This is a genomic window from Polaribacter sp. IC066, assembly GCF_007997085.1.
In the GTDB taxonomy this organism is placed as follows: Bacteria; Bacteroidota; Bacteroidia; order Flavobacteriales; family Flavobacteriaceae; genus Polaribacter.
Genome location: NZ_VORR01000022.1, coordinates 1 through 17,649, shown reverse-complemented (window position 1 = coordinate 17,649; position 17,649 = coordinate 1). Strand labels below are relative to the sequence as shown.

At 31.5% G+C, this 17,649-nt stretch carries 20 protein-coding genes; 4 read left to right on the top strand and 16 right to left on the bottom strand.

Annotation, left to right across the window (positions count from 1 at the left end):
- From ES044_RS09200 to ES044_RS09150, 12 genes are all read right to left on the bottom strand, one after another.
- Positions 1-708: a DUF4369 domain-containing protein gene (locus ES044_RS09200; RefSeq protein WP_147119185.1), complete on the bottom strand. Its 708-nt coding sequence runs from the start codon at positions 706-708 to the stop codon at positions 1-3.
- 39 nt (positions 709-747) lie between these two features.
- Positions 748-2,052 (bottom strand): DUF819 domain-containing protein, encoded by a 1,305-nt coding sequence (locus ES044_RS09195; RefSeq protein WP_147119187.1) that lies wholly within the window; start codon positions 2,050-2,052, stop codon positions 748-750.
- A gap of 2 nt (positions 2,053-2,054) precedes the next feature.
- Complete coding sequence (locus ES044_RS09190) at positions 2,055-2,699, bottom strand: DUF2490 domain-containing protein (RefSeq protein ID WP_223269179.1); 645 nt, start codon at positions 2,697-2,699, stop codon at positions 2,055-2,057.
- 46 nt (positions 2,700-2,745) lie between these two features.
- On the bottom strand, positions 2,746-6,000 hold the full coding sequence (locus ES044_RS09185) for a WD40/YVTN/BNR-like repeat-containing protein (RefSeq protein WP_147119188.1): 3,255 nt from the start codon (positions 5,998-6,000) through the stop codon (positions 2,746-2,748).
- Between the two features lie 432 nt (positions 6,001-6,432).
- Positions 6,433-6,597, bottom strand: a complete 165-nt coding sequence (locus tag ES044_RS09180; RefSeq protein WP_147119190.1) for an Arc family DNA-binding protein — start codon at positions 6,595-6,597, stop codon at positions 6,433-6,435.
- A gap of 1 nt (position 6,598) precedes the next feature.
- On the bottom strand, positions 6,599-7,522 hold the full coding sequence (locus ES044_RS09175; protein ID WP_147119192.1) for an alpha/beta hydrolase: 924 nt from the start codon (positions 7,520-7,522) through the stop codon (positions 6,599-6,601).
- Entirely contained in the window at positions 7,519-8,043 is a 525-nt protein-coding gene (locus ES044_RS09170; protein ID WP_147119194.1) for a hypothetical protein, read from the bottom strand. The genes ES044_RS09175 and ES044_RS09170 overlap by 4 nt, the downstream gene beginning before the upstream one ends.
- Position 8,044: 1 nt before the next feature.
- On the bottom strand, positions 8,045-8,212 hold the full coding sequence (locus tag ES044_RS09165; protein ID WP_147187042.1) for a DUF4177 domain-containing protein: 168 nt from the start codon (positions 8,210-8,212) through the stop codon (positions 8,045-8,047).
- Between the two features lies 1 nt (position 8,213).
- Complete coding sequence (locus ES044_RS09160) at positions 8,214-8,372, bottom strand: DUF4177 domain-containing protein (protein WP_147119197.1); 159 nt, start codon at positions 8,370-8,372, stop codon at positions 8,214-8,216.
- 3 nt (positions 8,373-8,375) lie between these two features.
- The gene (locus tag ES044_RS18530; RefSeq protein WP_189663264.1) at positions 8,376-8,546 is read right to left on the bottom strand and encodes a hypothetical protein; all 171 of its coding nucleotides are present in this window, start codon (positions 8,544-8,546) and stop codon (positions 8,376-8,378) included.
- On the bottom strand, positions 8,547-9,032 hold the full coding sequence (locus tag ES044_RS09155) for a hypothetical protein (protein WP_147119198.1): 486 nt from the start codon (positions 9,030-9,032) through the stop codon (positions 8,547-8,549).
- A gap of 60 nt (positions 9,033-9,092) precedes the next feature.
- Positions 9,093-9,953, bottom strand: coding sequence for an SPFH domain-containing protein (locus ES044_RS09150; RefSeq protein ID WP_147119199.1), 861 nt, complete (start codon positions 9,951-9,953; stop codon positions 9,093-9,095).
- Between the two features lie 125 nt (positions 9,954-10,078).
- Here ES044_RS09150 and ES044_RS09145 point away from each other — a divergent pair, with 125 nt between their 5' ends.
- The 3 genes from ES044_RS09145 to ES044_RS09135 all read left to right on the top strand — a co-directional run bounded on the left by ES044_RS09145 (position 10,079) and on the right by ES044_RS09135 (position 12,098).
- The gene (locus tag ES044_RS09145; RefSeq protein ID WP_147119201.1) at positions 10,079-10,861 is read left to right on the top strand and encodes a S1/P1 nuclease; all 783 of its coding nucleotides are present in this window, start codon (positions 10,079-10,081) and stop codon (positions 10,859-10,861) included.
- 103 nt (positions 10,862-10,964) lie between these two features.
- The gene (locus ES044_RS09140; protein ID WP_147119203.1) at positions 10,965-11,486 is read left to right on the top strand and encodes a TlpA disulfide reductase family protein; all 522 of its coding nucleotides are present in this window, start codon (positions 10,965-10,967) and stop codon (positions 11,484-11,486) included.
- Between the two features lie 3 nt (positions 11,487-11,489).
- Positions 11,490-12,098, top strand: coding sequence for a thioredoxin family protein (locus ES044_RS09135; protein WP_147187040.1), 609 nt, complete (start codon positions 11,490-11,492; stop codon positions 12,096-12,098).
- Between the two features lie 467 nt (positions 12,099-12,565).
- Here ES044_RS09135 and ES044_RS09130 read toward each other — a convergent pair whose 3' ends face one another.
- The 4 genes from ES044_RS09130 to ES044_RS09115 form a co-directional block, all read right to left on the bottom strand.
- Positions 12,566-12,829 carry an alpha/beta hydrolase gene (locus ES044_RS09130; RefSeq protein WP_189663351.1) on the bottom strand — a complete coding sequence of 88 codons (264 nt, stop codon included), beginning with the start codon at positions 12,827-12,829 and terminating at the stop codon, positions 12,566-12,568.
- Positions 12,830-13,170: 341 nt separating this feature from the next.
- Positions 13,171-14,940 carry an AMP-dependent synthetase/ligase gene (locus tag ES044_RS09125; RefSeq protein WP_147120666.1) on the bottom strand — a complete coding sequence of 590 codons (1,770 nt, stop codon included), beginning with the start codon at positions 14,938-14,940 and terminating at the stop codon, positions 13,171-13,173.
- A gap of 311 nt (positions 14,941-15,251) precedes the next feature.
- Positions 15,252-15,953 (bottom strand): pentapeptide repeat-containing protein, encoded by a 702-nt coding sequence (locus ES044_RS09120; RefSeq protein ID WP_223269277.1) that lies wholly within the window; start codon positions 15,951-15,953, stop codon positions 15,252-15,254.
- 455 nt (positions 15,954-16,408) lie between these two features.
- The gene (locus ES044_RS09115) at positions 16,409-17,221 is read right to left on the bottom strand and encodes a helix-turn-helix domain-containing protein (RefSeq protein WP_147120664.1); all 813 of its coding nucleotides are present in this window, start codon (positions 17,219-17,221) and stop codon (positions 16,409-16,411) included.
- 219 nt (positions 17,222-17,440) lie between these two features.
- On the opposite strand from ES044_RS09115, the gene ES044_RS19485 reads away from it, so the two are divergent.
- A partial coding sequence (locus ES044_RS19485; RefSeq protein ID WP_223269181.1) for a DUF6444 domain-containing protein occupies positions 17,441-17,649 on the top strand: 209 nt, incomplete at its 3' end.

The following is a 17,649-nucleotide window of genomic DNA, read 5'->3' as shown; positions in this document are numbered from 1 at the left end:
TTATTTTGCTGCTTCTGCTTTTTTAATAGTTTCTAAATATTCTTGAAAACGTTGGCCGTAAATAGAGTTTTTAACTTTTGGCGATAATTTACTATTTACAGTATCAAGCATTTTTAAGCTAGCATCATACATTTCGGTAAGTGCAAGATAAGGAGCAACTTCTAAATCTGCATTGGTCAGTGCAAAATTGGTCGTATATAAAACTCTTTTTCGCACCATTCTTTTATAATCTGTTTGTACTTTTTCAATCAAGTCAGTGTCTTTAGATTGTTTTGCTTCAAAATCTTTTTTGATAAAGTCTAATCGCTCATCTTGAAATCTTTTGCTAATAACATTATATCGATCTAAAATTTCTTGATTTTTAGAGCCCGTAATTTTTGGATTAAACCCAAATTGATCAACTTGATCATTAATGGTAATAATACCTGCTTCAGCAAAAAATAAAATTCTTTTATCGATCGTGTTTCCATCTAAAGTTAAGTAATACAAAACAGGCGAATCAACATTATCCGTCAAAGTAAAAGTGTCTTTGCCTAATAGAGTAACCGAATCTACAGAAACTAAAACAGTATCTACCATTTTTTGAAGGTATAATTTTCCTTTTTTCAAACCTTTAATTTGTCCTTGAACAATCATATTTCCTTCTTTTTTAGAAGAACAAGAATGTAATACAATAGAAAGTATTAGAATAGAAAGAATTTTTTTCATTTTGATTAAAATTTAGGTTTGCAAATATGCTGATTTTTTTTAAAAGGTAGCTGATAATTCCATTAAAATTGTACAAGCAATAGCCGCTACGGTACCAATGGCATACCCAAAAACAGCAAGTAAAACCCCTACACTGGCCAATGAAGGATGAAATGCTTGCGCAACAATCGGGGCAGAAGCTGCGCCACCAACATTTGCTTGGCTACCGACTGCTAAAAAGAAATACGGAGCTCTAATAATTTTAGCAACTATAATTAATAATACTGCATGAATGGTCATCCAAACTAAACCAATAATCATTAAACCAGGATTTTCAAGAGCCTGATTTAAATCCATTTTCATACCAATAGTAGCAACTAAAATATAAATAAAAATACTTCCTAATTTACTAGCACCTGCACCTTCGTAATTTTTTGCTTTTGTGTACGATAAAATGATGGCAATTATAGTAGAAACACTAATCAACCAGAAAAAGCTAGAGCCTAAAAAAGAAAATATATTTCGCCAACTTTGCGACTCCATAGACGCAATAAAACTTGCCGAAAAAGCACTTAAATATTTTGAGGCAAAATGACCAAAACCAACCGTTCCAAATGCGATAGCAAGCATAATCATATAATCTGTTAATGTCGGATTTTTCTTTACCTTTTTAGAAAAATGAATCACTTTTTCTTTTAACTTTTCAATGGCAGAAGTATCTGCTTTCAGCCACTTATTTATTTTATCTTTTTTACCAATTCCGATTAATAAAATAGCCATCCAAATATTGGCGACCACAATATCTACGATAACCATGCCTCCATATTTTGAAGGGTTGTATTTGTAAATTTCAAGCATCGCAGTTTGGTTGGCACCACCACCAATCCAACTTCCAGCTAATGTAGAAAGTCCACGCCAAACCGCATCAAAATCTGAACCGCCAACAGTTTCTGGAGAAAAAATTGAGATTAATAAAATAGCAATCGGTCCACCGATCACAATACCAATAGTTCCTGTAAAAAACATAATTAGGGCTTTAGAGCCTAGATTAAAAATTGCTTTTAAATCGATGCTTAAAGTCATTAAAACGAGCGCAGCGGGCAATAAAAATCGACTTGCTACAAAATACAATTGCGATTTATTTTTAACAACTTCACCTAAAGTATTTTCAGTTTCCCATTCTGGGGCTATTATTCTGAAAGTTGTAAAAAGCGCAGGAATAAAATAGGCCATAAAAAGACCCGGAACATATTTATAAAATTTAGCCCAAAAGCCAGTTTTAATGCTTTCTGTATAAAAAACGAATCCTAATGAGGTCATTAAGATACCAAAAACGATTGCATCATTTGTAAATATTGGTTGCATACTTATATTGTTTTCTGTGAAAAGTCTGTATTTAAAATAATCCCTAATTGTATTCTTTTTAAAACTCTATTGGGTAATTTTATCTGAAAATAACCCATTTTTAATTTTACTTGCTCGTTTAATTGATGCAAGAGCCCGGCACCTGACCAGTTTTGAGCAAATCTTTTTGATGTATCAATATTTAAAAATAGTTCGTTAAAGGCATAAACGCTCCATTTTTTTGAAAGCGGATAGTTTACGGTTAAATCATATCGAAACCAGTTTCTAGTTTCGTCTGTCACAATATTTTTATGGATAAATCGGTGTTCTAATCGAAAACGATGACGCGCATTAAATTTTCCCCAATTAGATTTTATATTTAAATCTTCGTACAATCGCCATTCGTAGAGGTGAGGCGAAGGCATATCATAAGCTAAATCTCCTGTAGAGTAACTAGCTCCTAAAGTTAAATCTATTTTTTTTGTGAACCTATAATTGATGCCTAGTCTATAAATCTCTTGCTGAAACTCTGACACCAACTCAAAATATCTAAAATGTGCCATTGTTTTTAAGGCATATTTTTCTGATAATTTATGAGAACCATTATACATATACCAGGTTCCTAGTTGGTTTTCTGCAGATTTTTGTGCTTGAGTTTGATAGATCATAAAACTCAAGCACAAAAAAAGTATTCTTTTATTAATCCATTTTTTTTTAGTCAATAGAATAAATTTTAGTTTCTTTAAAAGGAGGAATTTTAATGCTTTCTATAGCTTTTTTATAGGCAATCCAATCCGTATTAAAGAACGTATTTGTTTTTGAAACTGCTTTTTTAAACTCTTCAACAAATTGACTCATTAATATTTTTTCGGTTTCAGTTTGCGTTCCAAAACGAGAACGAATATAGGAACTTGCTTGTCCAAAACGTTGGTTTACGGTAATTTCTTTATTTCTAGTAATTCCTTGTCTTTTATCTATAGAACCCAAATAGGAAGCTATTAATGTATCAATTTTTTTATGAATAACCGTAGATGATTTTATTTCAGCTTTATACTTTACTTTATCTTCTTTTGACAAATCTGCTTTAATTGAAGTTACTGCATTTTTACTTTCAACCAATTGTTCTACAATGCCTGCAATTTTTTCTTGATAGGATTCAAGCTCTTTGCTCGCCTTGTATTTTTGATTGATGGCTTCATCAGAAATCTGTAATCTTGGGTCAAATTCAACTTTTATAGTTTGTTCAGACACTGCATTACCAAAGGTCATTTTTAATTTATAAACACCCGGTTTTACTTCTGTACCACTTGGCTCTCTTTTAGATTTGCTGATGCTTCTAGAAGCTCTTGCAACTCCTTTTTCTCTTAAATACCAAGTTGTTTTATGAATTCCGCTTTCTTTCGGAGTTTTAAACTTTAAAGTTCTTATTTGTCTTTCCCCATCAAAAATTTCTAGTTGAATAGAATCATATTTAACAACATTTTTGCTCTCACCCTGAACTTGTTTCAGGGTCTCATTTATACCATCCTCTTCATCGATATCATCCTTATCCTCATTATCTTCCTGTTTCGTGTCTCCCTTTACATCTTTTTCATCAACTTCTGGTTTATCAATATAATAAGAAATAAGAGCACCCCCTTTTCTGTTTTCTCCTTGATATAAGGCATCTCCGCCAAACCTGCTTCCTGTTGGTTGCTGCGTTGCTGCTTGATAGGCTGTTGGCGGTGCAAATAAAACAAGTTTTTCTTTAATGATGTTTTGTTTTGCCATGGCTCTTAACGGACGAATATCATCTAAAATCCAAGCGGCACGACCAAAAGTACCAATTACTAAATCATGCTCTCTTGGGTGAATTACCAAATCTTTTACGGGAACTGTAGGAAAACCTTCCGTCCATTTTGTCCATTTCTCGCCTGCATTTATAGAAATATACAAACCATCATCAGTCCCTAAAAATAATAAATTTGCATTTTCTGGGTCTTCTACAATACACAGTGTATAGCTTTCTACGTCATTTTCATCAACAATCCGTTCCCAAGATTTACCGTAGTTTTTTGTTCTGTAGGCATAAGGTGTATAGTTAAAACGTCTGTAATCGTTAGCAATTAAAAGTGCTTCTCCTTTATTTTTGTTGGACGCTTTTATTTGTGTAATCCAACTAAACTCGGGCAATCCTTTGATGTTTTTTGCAACATTTGTCCAGCTTTCGCCACCGTTTTTTGTAAGGTGAACTTGTCCATCATCTGTCGCAGCCCATAAAACATCTTTTTCTAAAGAAGAGGGTTCTACCACTAAAACGGTACAATGATTTTCTGCACCGGTTGCATCCATCGTGAGACCACCACTTTCTGATTGCTTTAATTTTTCTGGATTATTGGTTGATAAATCTGGCGAAATCACAGACCAAGTCAGTCCTTTATCTGTTGATTTATGCACAAACTGACTTCCGAAATACAAGGTATTATTATCAAAAGGGTCCATATTAATGGCTGCATTCCAATTGAAACGCAACTGTACATTGGCATCTTTATGGGTTGGTTTTACAGAATAATTATTTCCTGTAATATGATCATATCTTAAAACAGAACCTTGCTGACTCATAGACCAACCGAAGCGAGAATCATCTTTATCGGGTATTACATCGAAACCATCACCAAAGCTAATTTCTTGCCAATAAGAGTTTCTAATTCCTTGCGCTTTCCAAACATAGGCAGGGCCTCTCCAAGAACCATTGTCTTGCATGCCGCCATAAACATTGTAAGGAAATTCATTATCTACATTAATATGATAAAATTGAGCAACAGGTATATTGCCAATAAAGCGCCAAGATTTACCTCCGTCTCGAGTAATATTTAAGCCGCCATCATTGCCATCAATCATAAATTTACCATTCTTCGGGTGAATCCACCAAGCATGATGATCTGGATGCACACCATTATCAACACCATACGCAGGCATTAATTCTTTGAACGATTTTCCTCCATCTTGTGAAACATTGATGTATGTAAAAACAGTATATAACCTATTTTCATTCTGCGGATCTACATATATTTCTGAATAATAAAAAGGACGATTGCCAATACCTGGTTTATCATTTATTTTTTTCCATGCAAAGCCACCGTCTTCACTTTTATACAATGCGTTCTTTTTTGCTTCTACCAATGCATAAATAATATCTGGGTTGCTAGGTGCAATTGCAACGCCAATTCTACCTAATTCACCCGCTGGGAAACCTTCTTTCTCTGTAATTTGTTTCCAATTTTCACCACCATCATGCGTAATATAAACACCGCTGCCTGTTCCTCCAGATTTAAAAAACCAAGGATCGCGCTTGTGCTCCCACATAGAAGCGATTAATTTATTCGGATTTGATGGATCCATAATTAAATCTGCAGCTCCAGATCTTATGTTCGTAAATAAAATTTGTTTCCAAGTTTTTCCACCATCTGTCGTTTTATAAACACCACGTTCTTTATGTTCTCCCCAAGGAGAACCAATCGCGCCAACATACACCACATCAGGATTTGTTGGGTCGATAACGACTCTATGAATATGTCGTGTTTTTTCTAAACCCATAGACTTCCAAGTTTTACCTGCATCTAAAGATTTGTAAATTCCGAAACCACCGTTTAAACTATTTCTTGGATTCCCTTCACCAGTTCCTGCCCAAATTACACTTGGATTCGATTGCTGAATGGCAACAGCACCGATAGAAGCTGTTAATTCTTTCTCGAAAATAGGTTCCCATTTGATACCGCCAGAAGTCGATTTCCAAATACCACCAGAGGCAGTACCGACGTACATAATTTCTGGATTGTTTTCTACAACATCAATAGCCGTTACACGTCCAGACATTCCGCCAGGTCCAATGTTTCTTGGTTTCATGTTTTTGACTAAATCCATTGAAAACTCTTGTGAAAAGGATAGGGTAGCAGCGCATAAAAATAAAATGCTTAGTAGTTTTCTCATGATAAAAATTTGTTGGGTTTATTAAACGCGAACAATATACAAAATAGAAAACACTCAATAAAAATTGAGTGTTTAATTTAACAGTTTTGTTTTTTAAAATCCTAATCCTGCAAGGTTTCTTTTTAACCTTGTCGGTATTTTGAATCATTGGTGTCCGATTAAAATTAGCTTTAGTTTGATAAACCTTCTTAAATAATGGATATAGCGAATTTTTTAAATGACACCTTACTTTTTTAAAAATAATTTTATAAAAGTAAAGTAAACAATTTTATTTCAATTTATGCTTGTTTGTCAGGTAGTTAGGATTAAGTCTTGGTTCTAAAAGCGTAGCAATCTTGAGTCTTTTATCGGACAAGAATGATTTTGAATGATAGAAAAATATTATACTAAAAATAAACCTACAAGGTTTCGAAAACCTTGCAGGAGATAAACTTACTCTTCTTTCTTTTTAGGCTCGCGTTTGGCATCTTTTAAAGCCTGCATCAACATCCATTCTATTTGCCCGTTTGTAGAACGAAACTCATCAGCAGCCCATTTTTCAATAGCTTTGATCATCTCTTCATTAACTCGCAACGCGAAAGCTTTTTTCTTCGCCATTTTATTGTTTTACAAATTCGAGGATTGTTTGGATTAGTTGTTTTGATATTGGGTATTCAGATGAATAATAAGATTTCATGTTGTCTTCATCTTTCTGAATATCTTTTAAAACATGGTTCATGTTTTTAATGATTACTAATTTTGCATCGGGTTTTGCTTTTTTTAAATTTTGTGCATTAGAAACTTCAACTTGTACATCTTTGTCACCATTTAAAAGTAGCGCAGGGATTGTAATTTTTTTAATTTCTTTTAACGGATCTATTGCGATCCAAGAAGCTAAAAAAGCTTGATTTTGTTTTGCAAAAAGTGATGCTAAATTAGGATCTACTTGCTTAATTTCTCCTGTTTCTTTCAGTTCTTTTAAATAACCTTCTGTCAATTTTCCAAATGGTGGATTTTGTGCTGTTATTTGTCTGATTAATGTTTGATCGATCGTTTCTCCTGCACCTGCAATAGAAATGTATTTATCAACATTTTCTAAGGCCATCATGGCAATTAATGAACCTTGACTATGGCCGGCTAAAATAATTTCTGAAAAGCCTGTGTCGTTTTTAAAATGATGTATAACTTGTTCAAGGTCTGTGATAAAATCAGTTATTAGAACATCTTTTAATAAAGCAATGTTTTTAGAATTTGCGGTGCGTTTATCATAACTAAAAAAAGCAATATCTTCTGCATTTACTGCCTCCCTAAATTGTTTAATGTAATTCGCTTTTATATTTTGTGCAGGTTGGTTTCCGTTTCTATCAACTGGGCCAGAACCATGTACCCAAATAATTAAAGGTGATTCCTGTGCCACATAAGTGAGCGTTCCAGCCAATTGAATTGCTTGGTTTTTGATAATTATTTCTTCGGATTTTACTTGCGCGAAAGAAATTGTTATTCCGAAAATGCTAATGATAAGGTATGTAATAAATTTGATCATTGTATTTTATGTTGATAGGTTTTAAGCACGCTTTCTACAGCTGTTTTTTGTTGCGTTCCTATTAATAATTTTTTATTATTTTTAAAAATCAGTTGAATACCAATATTACCAGAAATATTTACTGCCTTTTCTTTTCCTTTATTGAAAAAAAAGCCGCCTCTTAATCCCCAACCACCAAATTCGCTTATTGGCAAATAGGTTCTAACACCTATTTTAGAAATTTCATTCCAAGAAATTGTTTTCATAGAAAAATGAAAAGGAAAAAATTGATAATGAATTCCTTTTTCGTCAATTCTTGTTACCAACTTTATAAAGAAAGTAAGCAGTGTTAACAAAAACATACCAATTGTAAAGCTTATTAATCCTAAATCTGACATTGGTTTATCTCCAAATGGTATGCTATAAATTAGTTGTTGAATAATCCCATAAATACCAATTCCTAGTGGAACGATAAGTGCAATTATTAGAATGAGAATTAACCAAGTTTGTGTAAAACGTTGCTCCTCTTTAAAAACTTTCATGTTACCTATTTTTATCTTTTTCTAACAACGCATAAACGCCCCCGCTGGTATTTGCGTAGACATTAACTACGCGCCAACCCTGTTTTGCATGCGAATTGATTTCGTCTTCAAAATTATCTTGACTTTTAGACCAAGTCATTTTCTGTTTTAAAAATTTATATTCTTTCATTTTATCGGTTTTTATCTCTTTCGAAAACTACAGAATTCCAACCAGGAGGAACTTCAACATATTTCCAACCTTCTCTTCCGTATTGATTTAGCAAATCTTCAAAATTTTGAACACGATTTCTTAAACCTAATTTTAGTTCTACTACTTTATATTCTTTCATAATTTATTCTTTCTTTAAAATAACAAGACCAACAATAACTCCAATTATAGTTCCAATTAAAGAGCCATAAATTAAACCCATGGCAACATTATTAACGATTGCGCCAATAGTTGTTCCTATAGAAGTTCCTAAACCGGCACTAATAGCAAATGCATAAATTTGTTTGTTTTTCATTTATGGATGTTCAATTTTAATTCTCGTATTTCTTTGTTTAATTTCGCTCAAGAAATTTTCTAATTGGCCATTTTCTTTTTTTAATTCAATTTTTTTTTCTCTTCCGTTGTTCTTGAGGAGTGTTATTTCAATTTTACTATCTTCATCTATTTCTATTTCTTTTTCAAGATCATAGCCAATTTCAATTTTTATTAAATCATTTAACTCAATTGTATTAGTCCAAACTTTTTTAAATATTGAGCGAATAAAGAAATAGATTAAAATACAAGAAGCTAATCCAAAAAACCAAAAGAGTACTAGTTCGTAGGTTTTATGTAGATTTTTATAATTTTCTATTTTTTTTATAAAAGATGAAATAAAAGCAACCCCTGCAAAAAATTTAAAGATCTCTAAACCATATTTAAATTTTTTATACTTAATTTTAATTTCAGAATTGTTAATTTCTAAAACGCCATTAATTATTTGATATGTTTGAGTATTTTTCAATGCTATATTTTTTTATTCGCAATAAGTTCCTTCCCTTCGGGAAGGTTAGGGTGGGTTTTTTTAATGACTCAAAGTTCCCGCATTTACAACCGGTGAAGCTTCTTTATCACCACATAAAATAACCAATAAGTTACTAACCATTGCCGCTTTCCGCTCATCATCTAACTCCACAATTTGTCTTTTATTTAATTCGAATAAAGCCATTTCTACCATTTCTACAGCACCTTGTACAATTTTATGTCTTGCTGCTACAATTGCAGTAGCTTGCTGTCTTTTTAACATGGCAGATGCAATCTCTTGCGCATATGCCAAATAACCAATTCTCGCTTCTAAAACTTCAATACCTGCTATCGATAAACGTTCGTCAATTTCCTTTTCTAACGCTTCAGAAACTTCGTTAACACTAGAACGCAAGGTGATGTCTTCATCGCTGCCTTCATCTGCAAAATTATCATAAGGGTACATACTTGCTAATTTTCTAACGGCGGCATCCGTTTGTACGCGCACAAAGTTTTCATAATTATCTACATCAAAAGCAGCTTTGTACGTATCGGTAACTCGCCAAACCAAAATTGTAGAAATCATAATTGGGTTTCCTAACTTATCATTCACTTTTAAACGCTCACTATCAAAATTACTTGCTCTTAAAGAAATTTTATTTTTAGTGAAAAAAGGATTTGCCCAAAACAAACCGTTTTCTTTAATAGTGCCCACATATTTGCCAAAAAGAAGAATAACTTTAGAGGTGTTTGGGTTCACTAAAATAAACCCGAAAAACCCTATAAAACTTAAAAATATAAGGGGTAAATAAAGGGCTGTTTCCTGAATTATAGAGATGGCAATTCCGCCAAAGAATAACACAAAAACAACGAATAACATTAAATACCCATTTGCGGGTTTGATAATTTTTTCTACTTTCATTTGGTTGATGTTTTAAAATGATATTAAATTGATATCGTAAAGATATATTATTTTTTTTGTAATTAACAAACAGTTGGTCAATTAATTTTATAATTTAGCAAAATAATAAACACAAGATCATACCCATGAAAATTAAATTACTTTTATTACTACCCTTTTTTTTAATGATGCATACCAAATCTGAAGAAGCAGTTTTTTGGGGTAAAAACGGACATCGAGTTACTGGTAAAATCGCTGAAAAGCATTTAACAAGAAAAGCTAAAAAGCAAATTGATAAATTGTTAAAAGGACAAAGTTTAGCCTTTGTATCTACGTTTGCAGATGAAATAAAATCGGATAGAAAATATAGTAAATATTATCCTTGGCATTATGTAAATATGAATTTAGATCAAACGTATCAAGAAGCAGAGAAGAATCCTAAAGGAGATTTGGTAACCGGAATTAACGCCTGCATCGAGATTCTAAAGGACAAAACAAGCAGCGAAGAAGACAAGGCTTTTCATTTAAAATTACTGATTCATTTTGTGGGCGATTTACACCAACCGATGCATATTGGTCAAAAAGAAGATAAAGGGGGTAATGCAGTTCAGGTAGAATGGTTTGGAAAAGGAACTAATTTACACGCCGTTTGGGATTCTAAAATGATTGATGATTGGGAGATGAGTTATGTTGAGTTGGCCAATAATGCCGCAGATCTATCTAAAGAAGAAATTAAAGCCATCGAGCAAGGAACTATTATAGATTGGGTACACGAAGTACATAAAATTACAAAAGAGGTTTACAATTCTGTAGAAAAGGGAGAGAATTTACGGTATCAATACTCTTATGATCATTTTGGAACCGTAAGAATGCAATTGCAAAAAGGGGGAATTCGTTTGGCAAAAGTATTGAATGAAATTTATGATTAAAAAGCTCTTTTAATTCCCCCAAAAGGAAATAAAACGTAGTTTAAAAGTTAATTTTGGATGGATTTTGGTTTCAGTAAGTCCGTTTTTTTATATTTTTAGTTCGATGAAAAAATCAATTTTAGTTTTATCCTTTTTTTTAGTTTTTTTTTCTTGTAAAAAGAATGCTGAAAAAATAGTAGTTGTTGACGATTTTAAACCCGTTAAGGTTGTGAAAAATTACAATTACGAGCAACTAAAACCGCTATTAGAGAAGGATGATGATACAACTTATATTGTAAATTTTTGGGCAACTTGGTGTGCGCCTTGTGTAGTTGAGTTGCCTTATTTCGAAAAAATAAAGAAAGAATATGCTACTAAAAATGTAGAGGTTTTACTAGTTAGTTTAGATTTTCCGAAACAAGTGGATAAAAAATTAATTCCTTTTATCAACAAGAAAAAACTACAAGCTGAAGTTGTGTTATTAGATGATGCAAATGAAGATTTTTGGATACAAGCAATTGATGAATCTTGGACTGGCGCATTGCCAGCAACTCTTATTTATAATAAGAAAAACAGAAAGTTTTATGAGCAATCTTTTGAGTATGAAACTTTAGAAAACGAACTTAAGAATTTTTTAAAACTGTAAACTATGAAAAATATAAAAACAATCCTATTGTTAGCAGTCGTGGCAATCTCTACCGCAGCTTTTACGTTCAAAACTGATTCTGGTTACCTGGTTGGAGATACCATAGAAGATTTTTCTTTAAAAAATATAAATGATACAATGATTTCTTTGGCCGATTATAAAGACGCTAAAGGCTTTATTATTATTTTTACTTGCAATATGTGTCCGTATTCAGTGGCGAATGAAGACAGAGTTATAGCGTTAGATAAAAAATACAAATCTAAAGGGTTTCAAGTAATTGCAATAAACCCGAATGATCCAAAAGCATCTGCTGGCGACAGTTTTAAAGATATGAAAGCTAGAGCTGAAGAAAAAGGGTTTAATTTTCCTTATTTATTTGATGAGGGACAAAAAGTGTATCCGAAGTTCGGAGCAACAAAAACTCCGCATGTATATATTGTAACTAAAAATGATATGAAAGTACAATATATCGGCGCTATTGATAATAATTCTAAAAATTCTGATGCTGTTTCAGAAAAATATGTAGAAAATACAGTGGATTATCTATTGGCAGGGAAAAAACCAACAAAAACGACTACAAGAGCAATTGGTTGTTCTATAAAGGTTTTATAATTATAGTGTTTGTTGTGTAACAAAATAAAATCTCAAGTTTTGCTTGAGATTTTTTTATGGGTTAAATTCTGTTCGTTGGTAACTTAACGATATTATCATCTTGTATGCGCAAGCTTTCTTCTTTATTTAAGTAATCTATGATTTTGTCGGTCACTTTTTTTTGTGCGTAAAACACGAAAATGTTCTGTTCCTTCAATTTCTATAAATTTAGATACTGGTCAATTATAATGTACATTTTTGACGCGCGCAATAGGAATTATTGTATCCTTGATATCACGAATTATGAGCGCTTTTTTTACGTTTATAGACTTTACAAACTCGCTAACGTTTAGATTTTTTACATCATTGCCTATTTTTTTTCTAACCGGTTTATGAAGTTGGTTTTTACTTTTTCGTTGATCCCAATCATTTCTGAAACAGCATCTATTTGTTCTATAAATTTGTCTGGGGTTGTAATTAAAACGTATTTAGCAATGTGTATGTTTGGTTTTAAAAAGCGCATAAATAGTTGCTACATTTCCAAAAGAATCACTCACTAAAAGTTTAAAGTCGTGTTTTTTTATTAAAACATTAACTAAATCAGAGAATTTAAATAAGCTAGTATCTCCTTTACAGCTATAGCCGTGCGATGGCGCATCAAAAGAATAGACAGTAAACCCGTTTGTTAAAAGGCTTTCTATTAAATCAGAAAAATTTCCTGCCTGTTCTCCCCAACCGTGAATAAAAAGCACTTTTTTGTCGCCACCTTTCCATATTTACAGTTGAATTTCAAAATCTTTAAATAGATATTTTTCTTTCGCTGCTTTTTTGAATGCAGCGAATTCATTTTCTCGAGGTTTTCTAACTTGCGAATCTGTTAATTGGTTGCAAGCATATGCCGTTACTTGTTTCAGAAATAAGTTGGATGCAATTTGCACTAAAAGCTTTTTAACAGTCAATTTTTCTTTGCCATTTTATATGATTTAATTGAGATTCGTTTTCTCAATATAATTATAGTTCAATTTTTTAAAAAAGACAAATCCCAAGTTTTAGCTTGGGATTTGTCTTTTTTAAACCTATTTATTCAAAGAATTTATCGGTATATTTTATCATATAAATTTTGGTACGTCTTCTTAATAATAGAACGTTTCATTTTCATGGTTGGTGTTAAATGACCACCGTCTATAGACCATTCATCGGGCGTTAACTCAAAACGTTTAATCTGTTCCCAATTACCAAATTGACAATTACAGTTGTTTACTGCTTCTTGAATTTTTGCAATTACTTTTTCGTTTTTAATTAAATCTTCATTAGAACTAAAAACAATATTATGGTCTTTTGCCCAGTCTTTTAAATATTCAAAGTTTGGCTGAATAATAGCGGCAGGCATTTTTTCATTTTCACCAACAACCATTATTTGTTCTATAAATAAAGATTGTTTTAATTCTCCTTCTAATAAAGGCGGAATTACATATTTACCTCCAGAGGTTTTAAACATTTCTTTAGTTCTTCCTGTAATATGTAAAAAACCATCTTTATCAATTTGCCCTTTATCGCCCGTATAAAAATAACCGTCTTTAAGAACTTCGGCTGTTTTTTTAGCATCTTTATAATAGCCTAACATTACATTAGGTCCTTTTACTAAAATTTCACCATTTTCGGCAATGATAACTTCTACATTTTCAATTACCTTACCTACGGTTCCTACTCTAAAACCGCCGCTTTCTACATCATTCACAGATATTACTGGTGAGGTTTCGGTAAGTCCGTAGCCCTCCATAATTGGCATTCCTGCTGCGGCAAAAACACGCGTTAATCTTGGTTGTAGCGCTGCACTTCCAGAAACCATCAATTTTAAATTACCACCTAAAGCTGCTTGCCATTTAGAAAAGATAAGTTTGCGCGCCAAGCCTAATTGCTTTTCATACCACCAGCCATTTTCTCCATAAGGTTTATAGGTTAAGCCTAAATTTACTGCCCAAAAGAACAACGTCTTTTTAATTCCAGATAAATCTTCGCCCTTTAAAATAATTTTATCATATATTTTTTCATAAAGACGAGGTACTGCCGTCATTACATCTGGTTTTACATCTTGTGCATTCTCGGTAAGTTTTTCTATAGATTCAGCAAAGTAGATGTCTACACCACAATATTGATATAAATACAAAATCATACGCTCAAAAATATGACAAACAGGTAAAAAACTTAATGCTTTGGCATCGCCATATTTTAAGGGAACTCTTTTTTTAGAGGATAACACGTTTGTAACAATATTATTATGAGATAACATAACACCTTTTGGTGTGCCTGTTGTGCCAGAAGTATAAATTAAAGTAGCCAAATCGTTTGCTTTAACGGCATCTTTTCTTTGTTCTACTTCGTTCTGGTTGCTTGTGTCCTTTCCTAACTCTAAAATTTCTTTCCAGCTCTTTTCTCCTTTAATATCATTAAAGGTATAAACTCCTTTTAACTTTGTTTTATCTTTTATTTGATTTAGTTTATCTAAAACATCTACATCAGAAACAAAACAATAGATAGCTTCAGAATGATTGATTACATACTCATAATCATCTTTGCAAATCGTTGGATAAATCGGCACGGTTTGCGCACCAGTTTGTAAAACACCAATATCACAAATATTCCATTCGTTTCTATTATTCGTAGAAATTATGGCTATTTTATCATCAGGTTGTATTCCTAATTTTAACAATCCTCTGCTTAATTGATTTGATTGGTCTATATACTCTTGAGAGGAGATAGATTCCCATTTTCCATCATATTTTGTTGAAAAAGCTTTTTTAAGATTGTACTTTTCTAATTGATAATATGGAAAGTCAAATATCCTAGTTATTTCTGTTGGCATAAAATCTATTTTTGTATCGCAAAATAGTAAAAATCCTTTAATTTTACAAATAGTTATTAATATACTTGATATTTTAAGAATAATATAAGCTTTAATCCTTTTTTTTATGTTTTCCTTAACATATTAGCTTTTTGATCGCTATAAAAAGAGTAAATATTTAGTTTGCTAAACGATTACTAACATTTTATTTTTAACGCTGTATTTTTTTGGCAATGATTATCGGTCGTTTATTTTTTGGAACTGTATAAAGTTCTCTAAACTAAAAAAAAAATGACGCAAAGTCATCCTTTTTTAAATAATGTAGCGGTATTTTAGCGTCTATTTTCTAACAGATTTTTATTAAAACTTTGGCCATTAATTTTAGTGTATTTTGAGTCTATCTCAAAACCAACCTTCATTTTACTAATATTAAAATCACCAGATACCTCCATATATTTAATATTTAAATCTTCTTTAAAATTTGCGTTTTTAAAAGAAACACCGTTTTTAAATTTGGTATATTTAAATATTGCAGAATCCTCAAAAACTGAATCGGCAAAACTTACATTTTTACTAAAAACAGCATATTTAAAAGTAGATGTTTCAGAAAATTTAGTATTTAAAAAACTGGTATTGCTATCAAATTTAGCATATTTAAAAGTGCTATCATCGTTAAAAATAGTCCCAGAAAAATCTGCATTTTTTTCAAAAATAGAATATTTAAACATTGCTTTTTTTTCAAACTTGCAATTCTTAAAAACGACTGTATCGCCAAAACTTGCCGTAAAAGTATAGCCAGAATCTTCATCCGGAATATAAGCTAAAACATCATCTTTAAACCTACAGTTTGCAAAAGAGATTTCTACTTCAATCATTTTTTGAATCGTATTATCAGATCCGCCATTATTCCACCAACTATTTTTCTTCTTTTTTGGTGATTTTTCTAAAGCGTCATCCATAAAAGTAAAGTCTAGTACCCCTATTACTGTGGCATTTTGATAGGAGATAGACTTACCTGCTTTTATGTTTTTCATAATAGCAGATGCTTCAATATTTTGTTGAGCAAAGAAGCTGGTTGTCAATAAAAGTAAACAACTGAAGAAAGTAAATTTAAGCATCATTTTAATAAGAATTAATGGGTTTTAATCTAAAGACTTAAAAAAAATATAATTGTGACAGTTTTTTAAAAAGAAAAGAGAACTAATTAAATGAAATTAGTTCTCTTAAAATACTTAATTATTAGTTTCCCCCAAAACTGTAAATATAATTAACTCTTCAAATTTAACCTATATGTATTGATAAAAACGGTAAAAAATCGTAAGTTTTATGGCAAAAAAAATAAAAAGGGCGATTAATTATTATTATTTACGCGTTTTTGAACTACTTCTTGAACTATGGTAAGTATAAATTACATTTTTTCTAAAATATGGCAAGGAACTATTTAAGAACGCTATAATTTTTACCCATTAAACAAGATGAAATTTAGTATTTATTCTTTAAGGTATTTTTTTAAAAGCGGATATTCTTTTTTAAAATAGGAGTTAGGTGTTTGTCCCATAAAAAGTTTAAAATCTTTTAAAAAATGCGAAAGATCGTAATAGTTATACAGGTACATTAAATCTTTAAAATCCATTTGCTTACTCTCATATTTGCGCATCATTTTCATAAAGCGATATTGACGTATGTATTTCCCAGGCGTTAGCCCTATTGCTATTTTAAACTTATTTTCAAGAGATTTTTGGCTAAAAGGAACTATTTTAAGCAATTCATTTACTTTAATTAAACCTTCTTTTTCGATAATTAAATCGACAGCCTTATCAATATGAATTAAACTTTTATCCTGTATACAAGGAATCGCGTCAAATACCTCATAAATTAAAGGTATCAGTGCAGAAATATCATCTTTATACGTTAAAAATAACGGATTTAATTGGTTGTACAAATCGATATTTAGTTCTTTTAAAGAAACATGTTTATTGGTAATTGTAGAAACATTTATTTTCATTATTTTATAAAGAGCACTTGGTTTTAGACAGAAAGCTATAGAGTATCCAGAGGCATTTATAAGATACTGATAACCACCCAGGGTCTGCCCTGCAACAGTTAGGTCTTTAAGAGGTGTTTTAATGCTGTTTTGCAATGCATATTGTTGCTCTCCAAAAACACAAGTAATACTTATTAAGCCTACAGAAAGTATTACAGATTTAAAAGGCAGGTCTTCTTTTGTTATTTTTAATTGATAAAAATGGTCTATTAAATGATGATTTTTATCTTTTTGGTTTTCTAAATAGTTGAATTCCATCTTGTGGCTTTTAGTTTAGGGGGTATTACGTAGAGCTACTCTAAAGTAGTGAAATGTACTATTTAAAATATTGATAAAAGGTAACTATTCAGCCTAGATTTCAAAAAAGAGCTAGTTATTAACAATTCTATCCTTGCTTTTAGGAAAAAGAACGTTCTTGTTAACATTTGTTAGTTACTAGGTAACAATTACATGTTTGATTTTTAGTGCTTTTAAATTGTGTTTGTTTCCTTTGTATCAAAGCATTATAAATTGAACTCCGACAAAAAACGTATTGCAGAATTAGAGTCAAGAATTATACAATTAGAATCAATAATTGAGACTCTACTTGATAAAATCGAGGACTTAACGCATCGTAAAAATAGTCGAAATAGTTCCGTTCCACCATCTAAAGATGAAAATAGACCTTTAAAAAACCAAAGTTTACG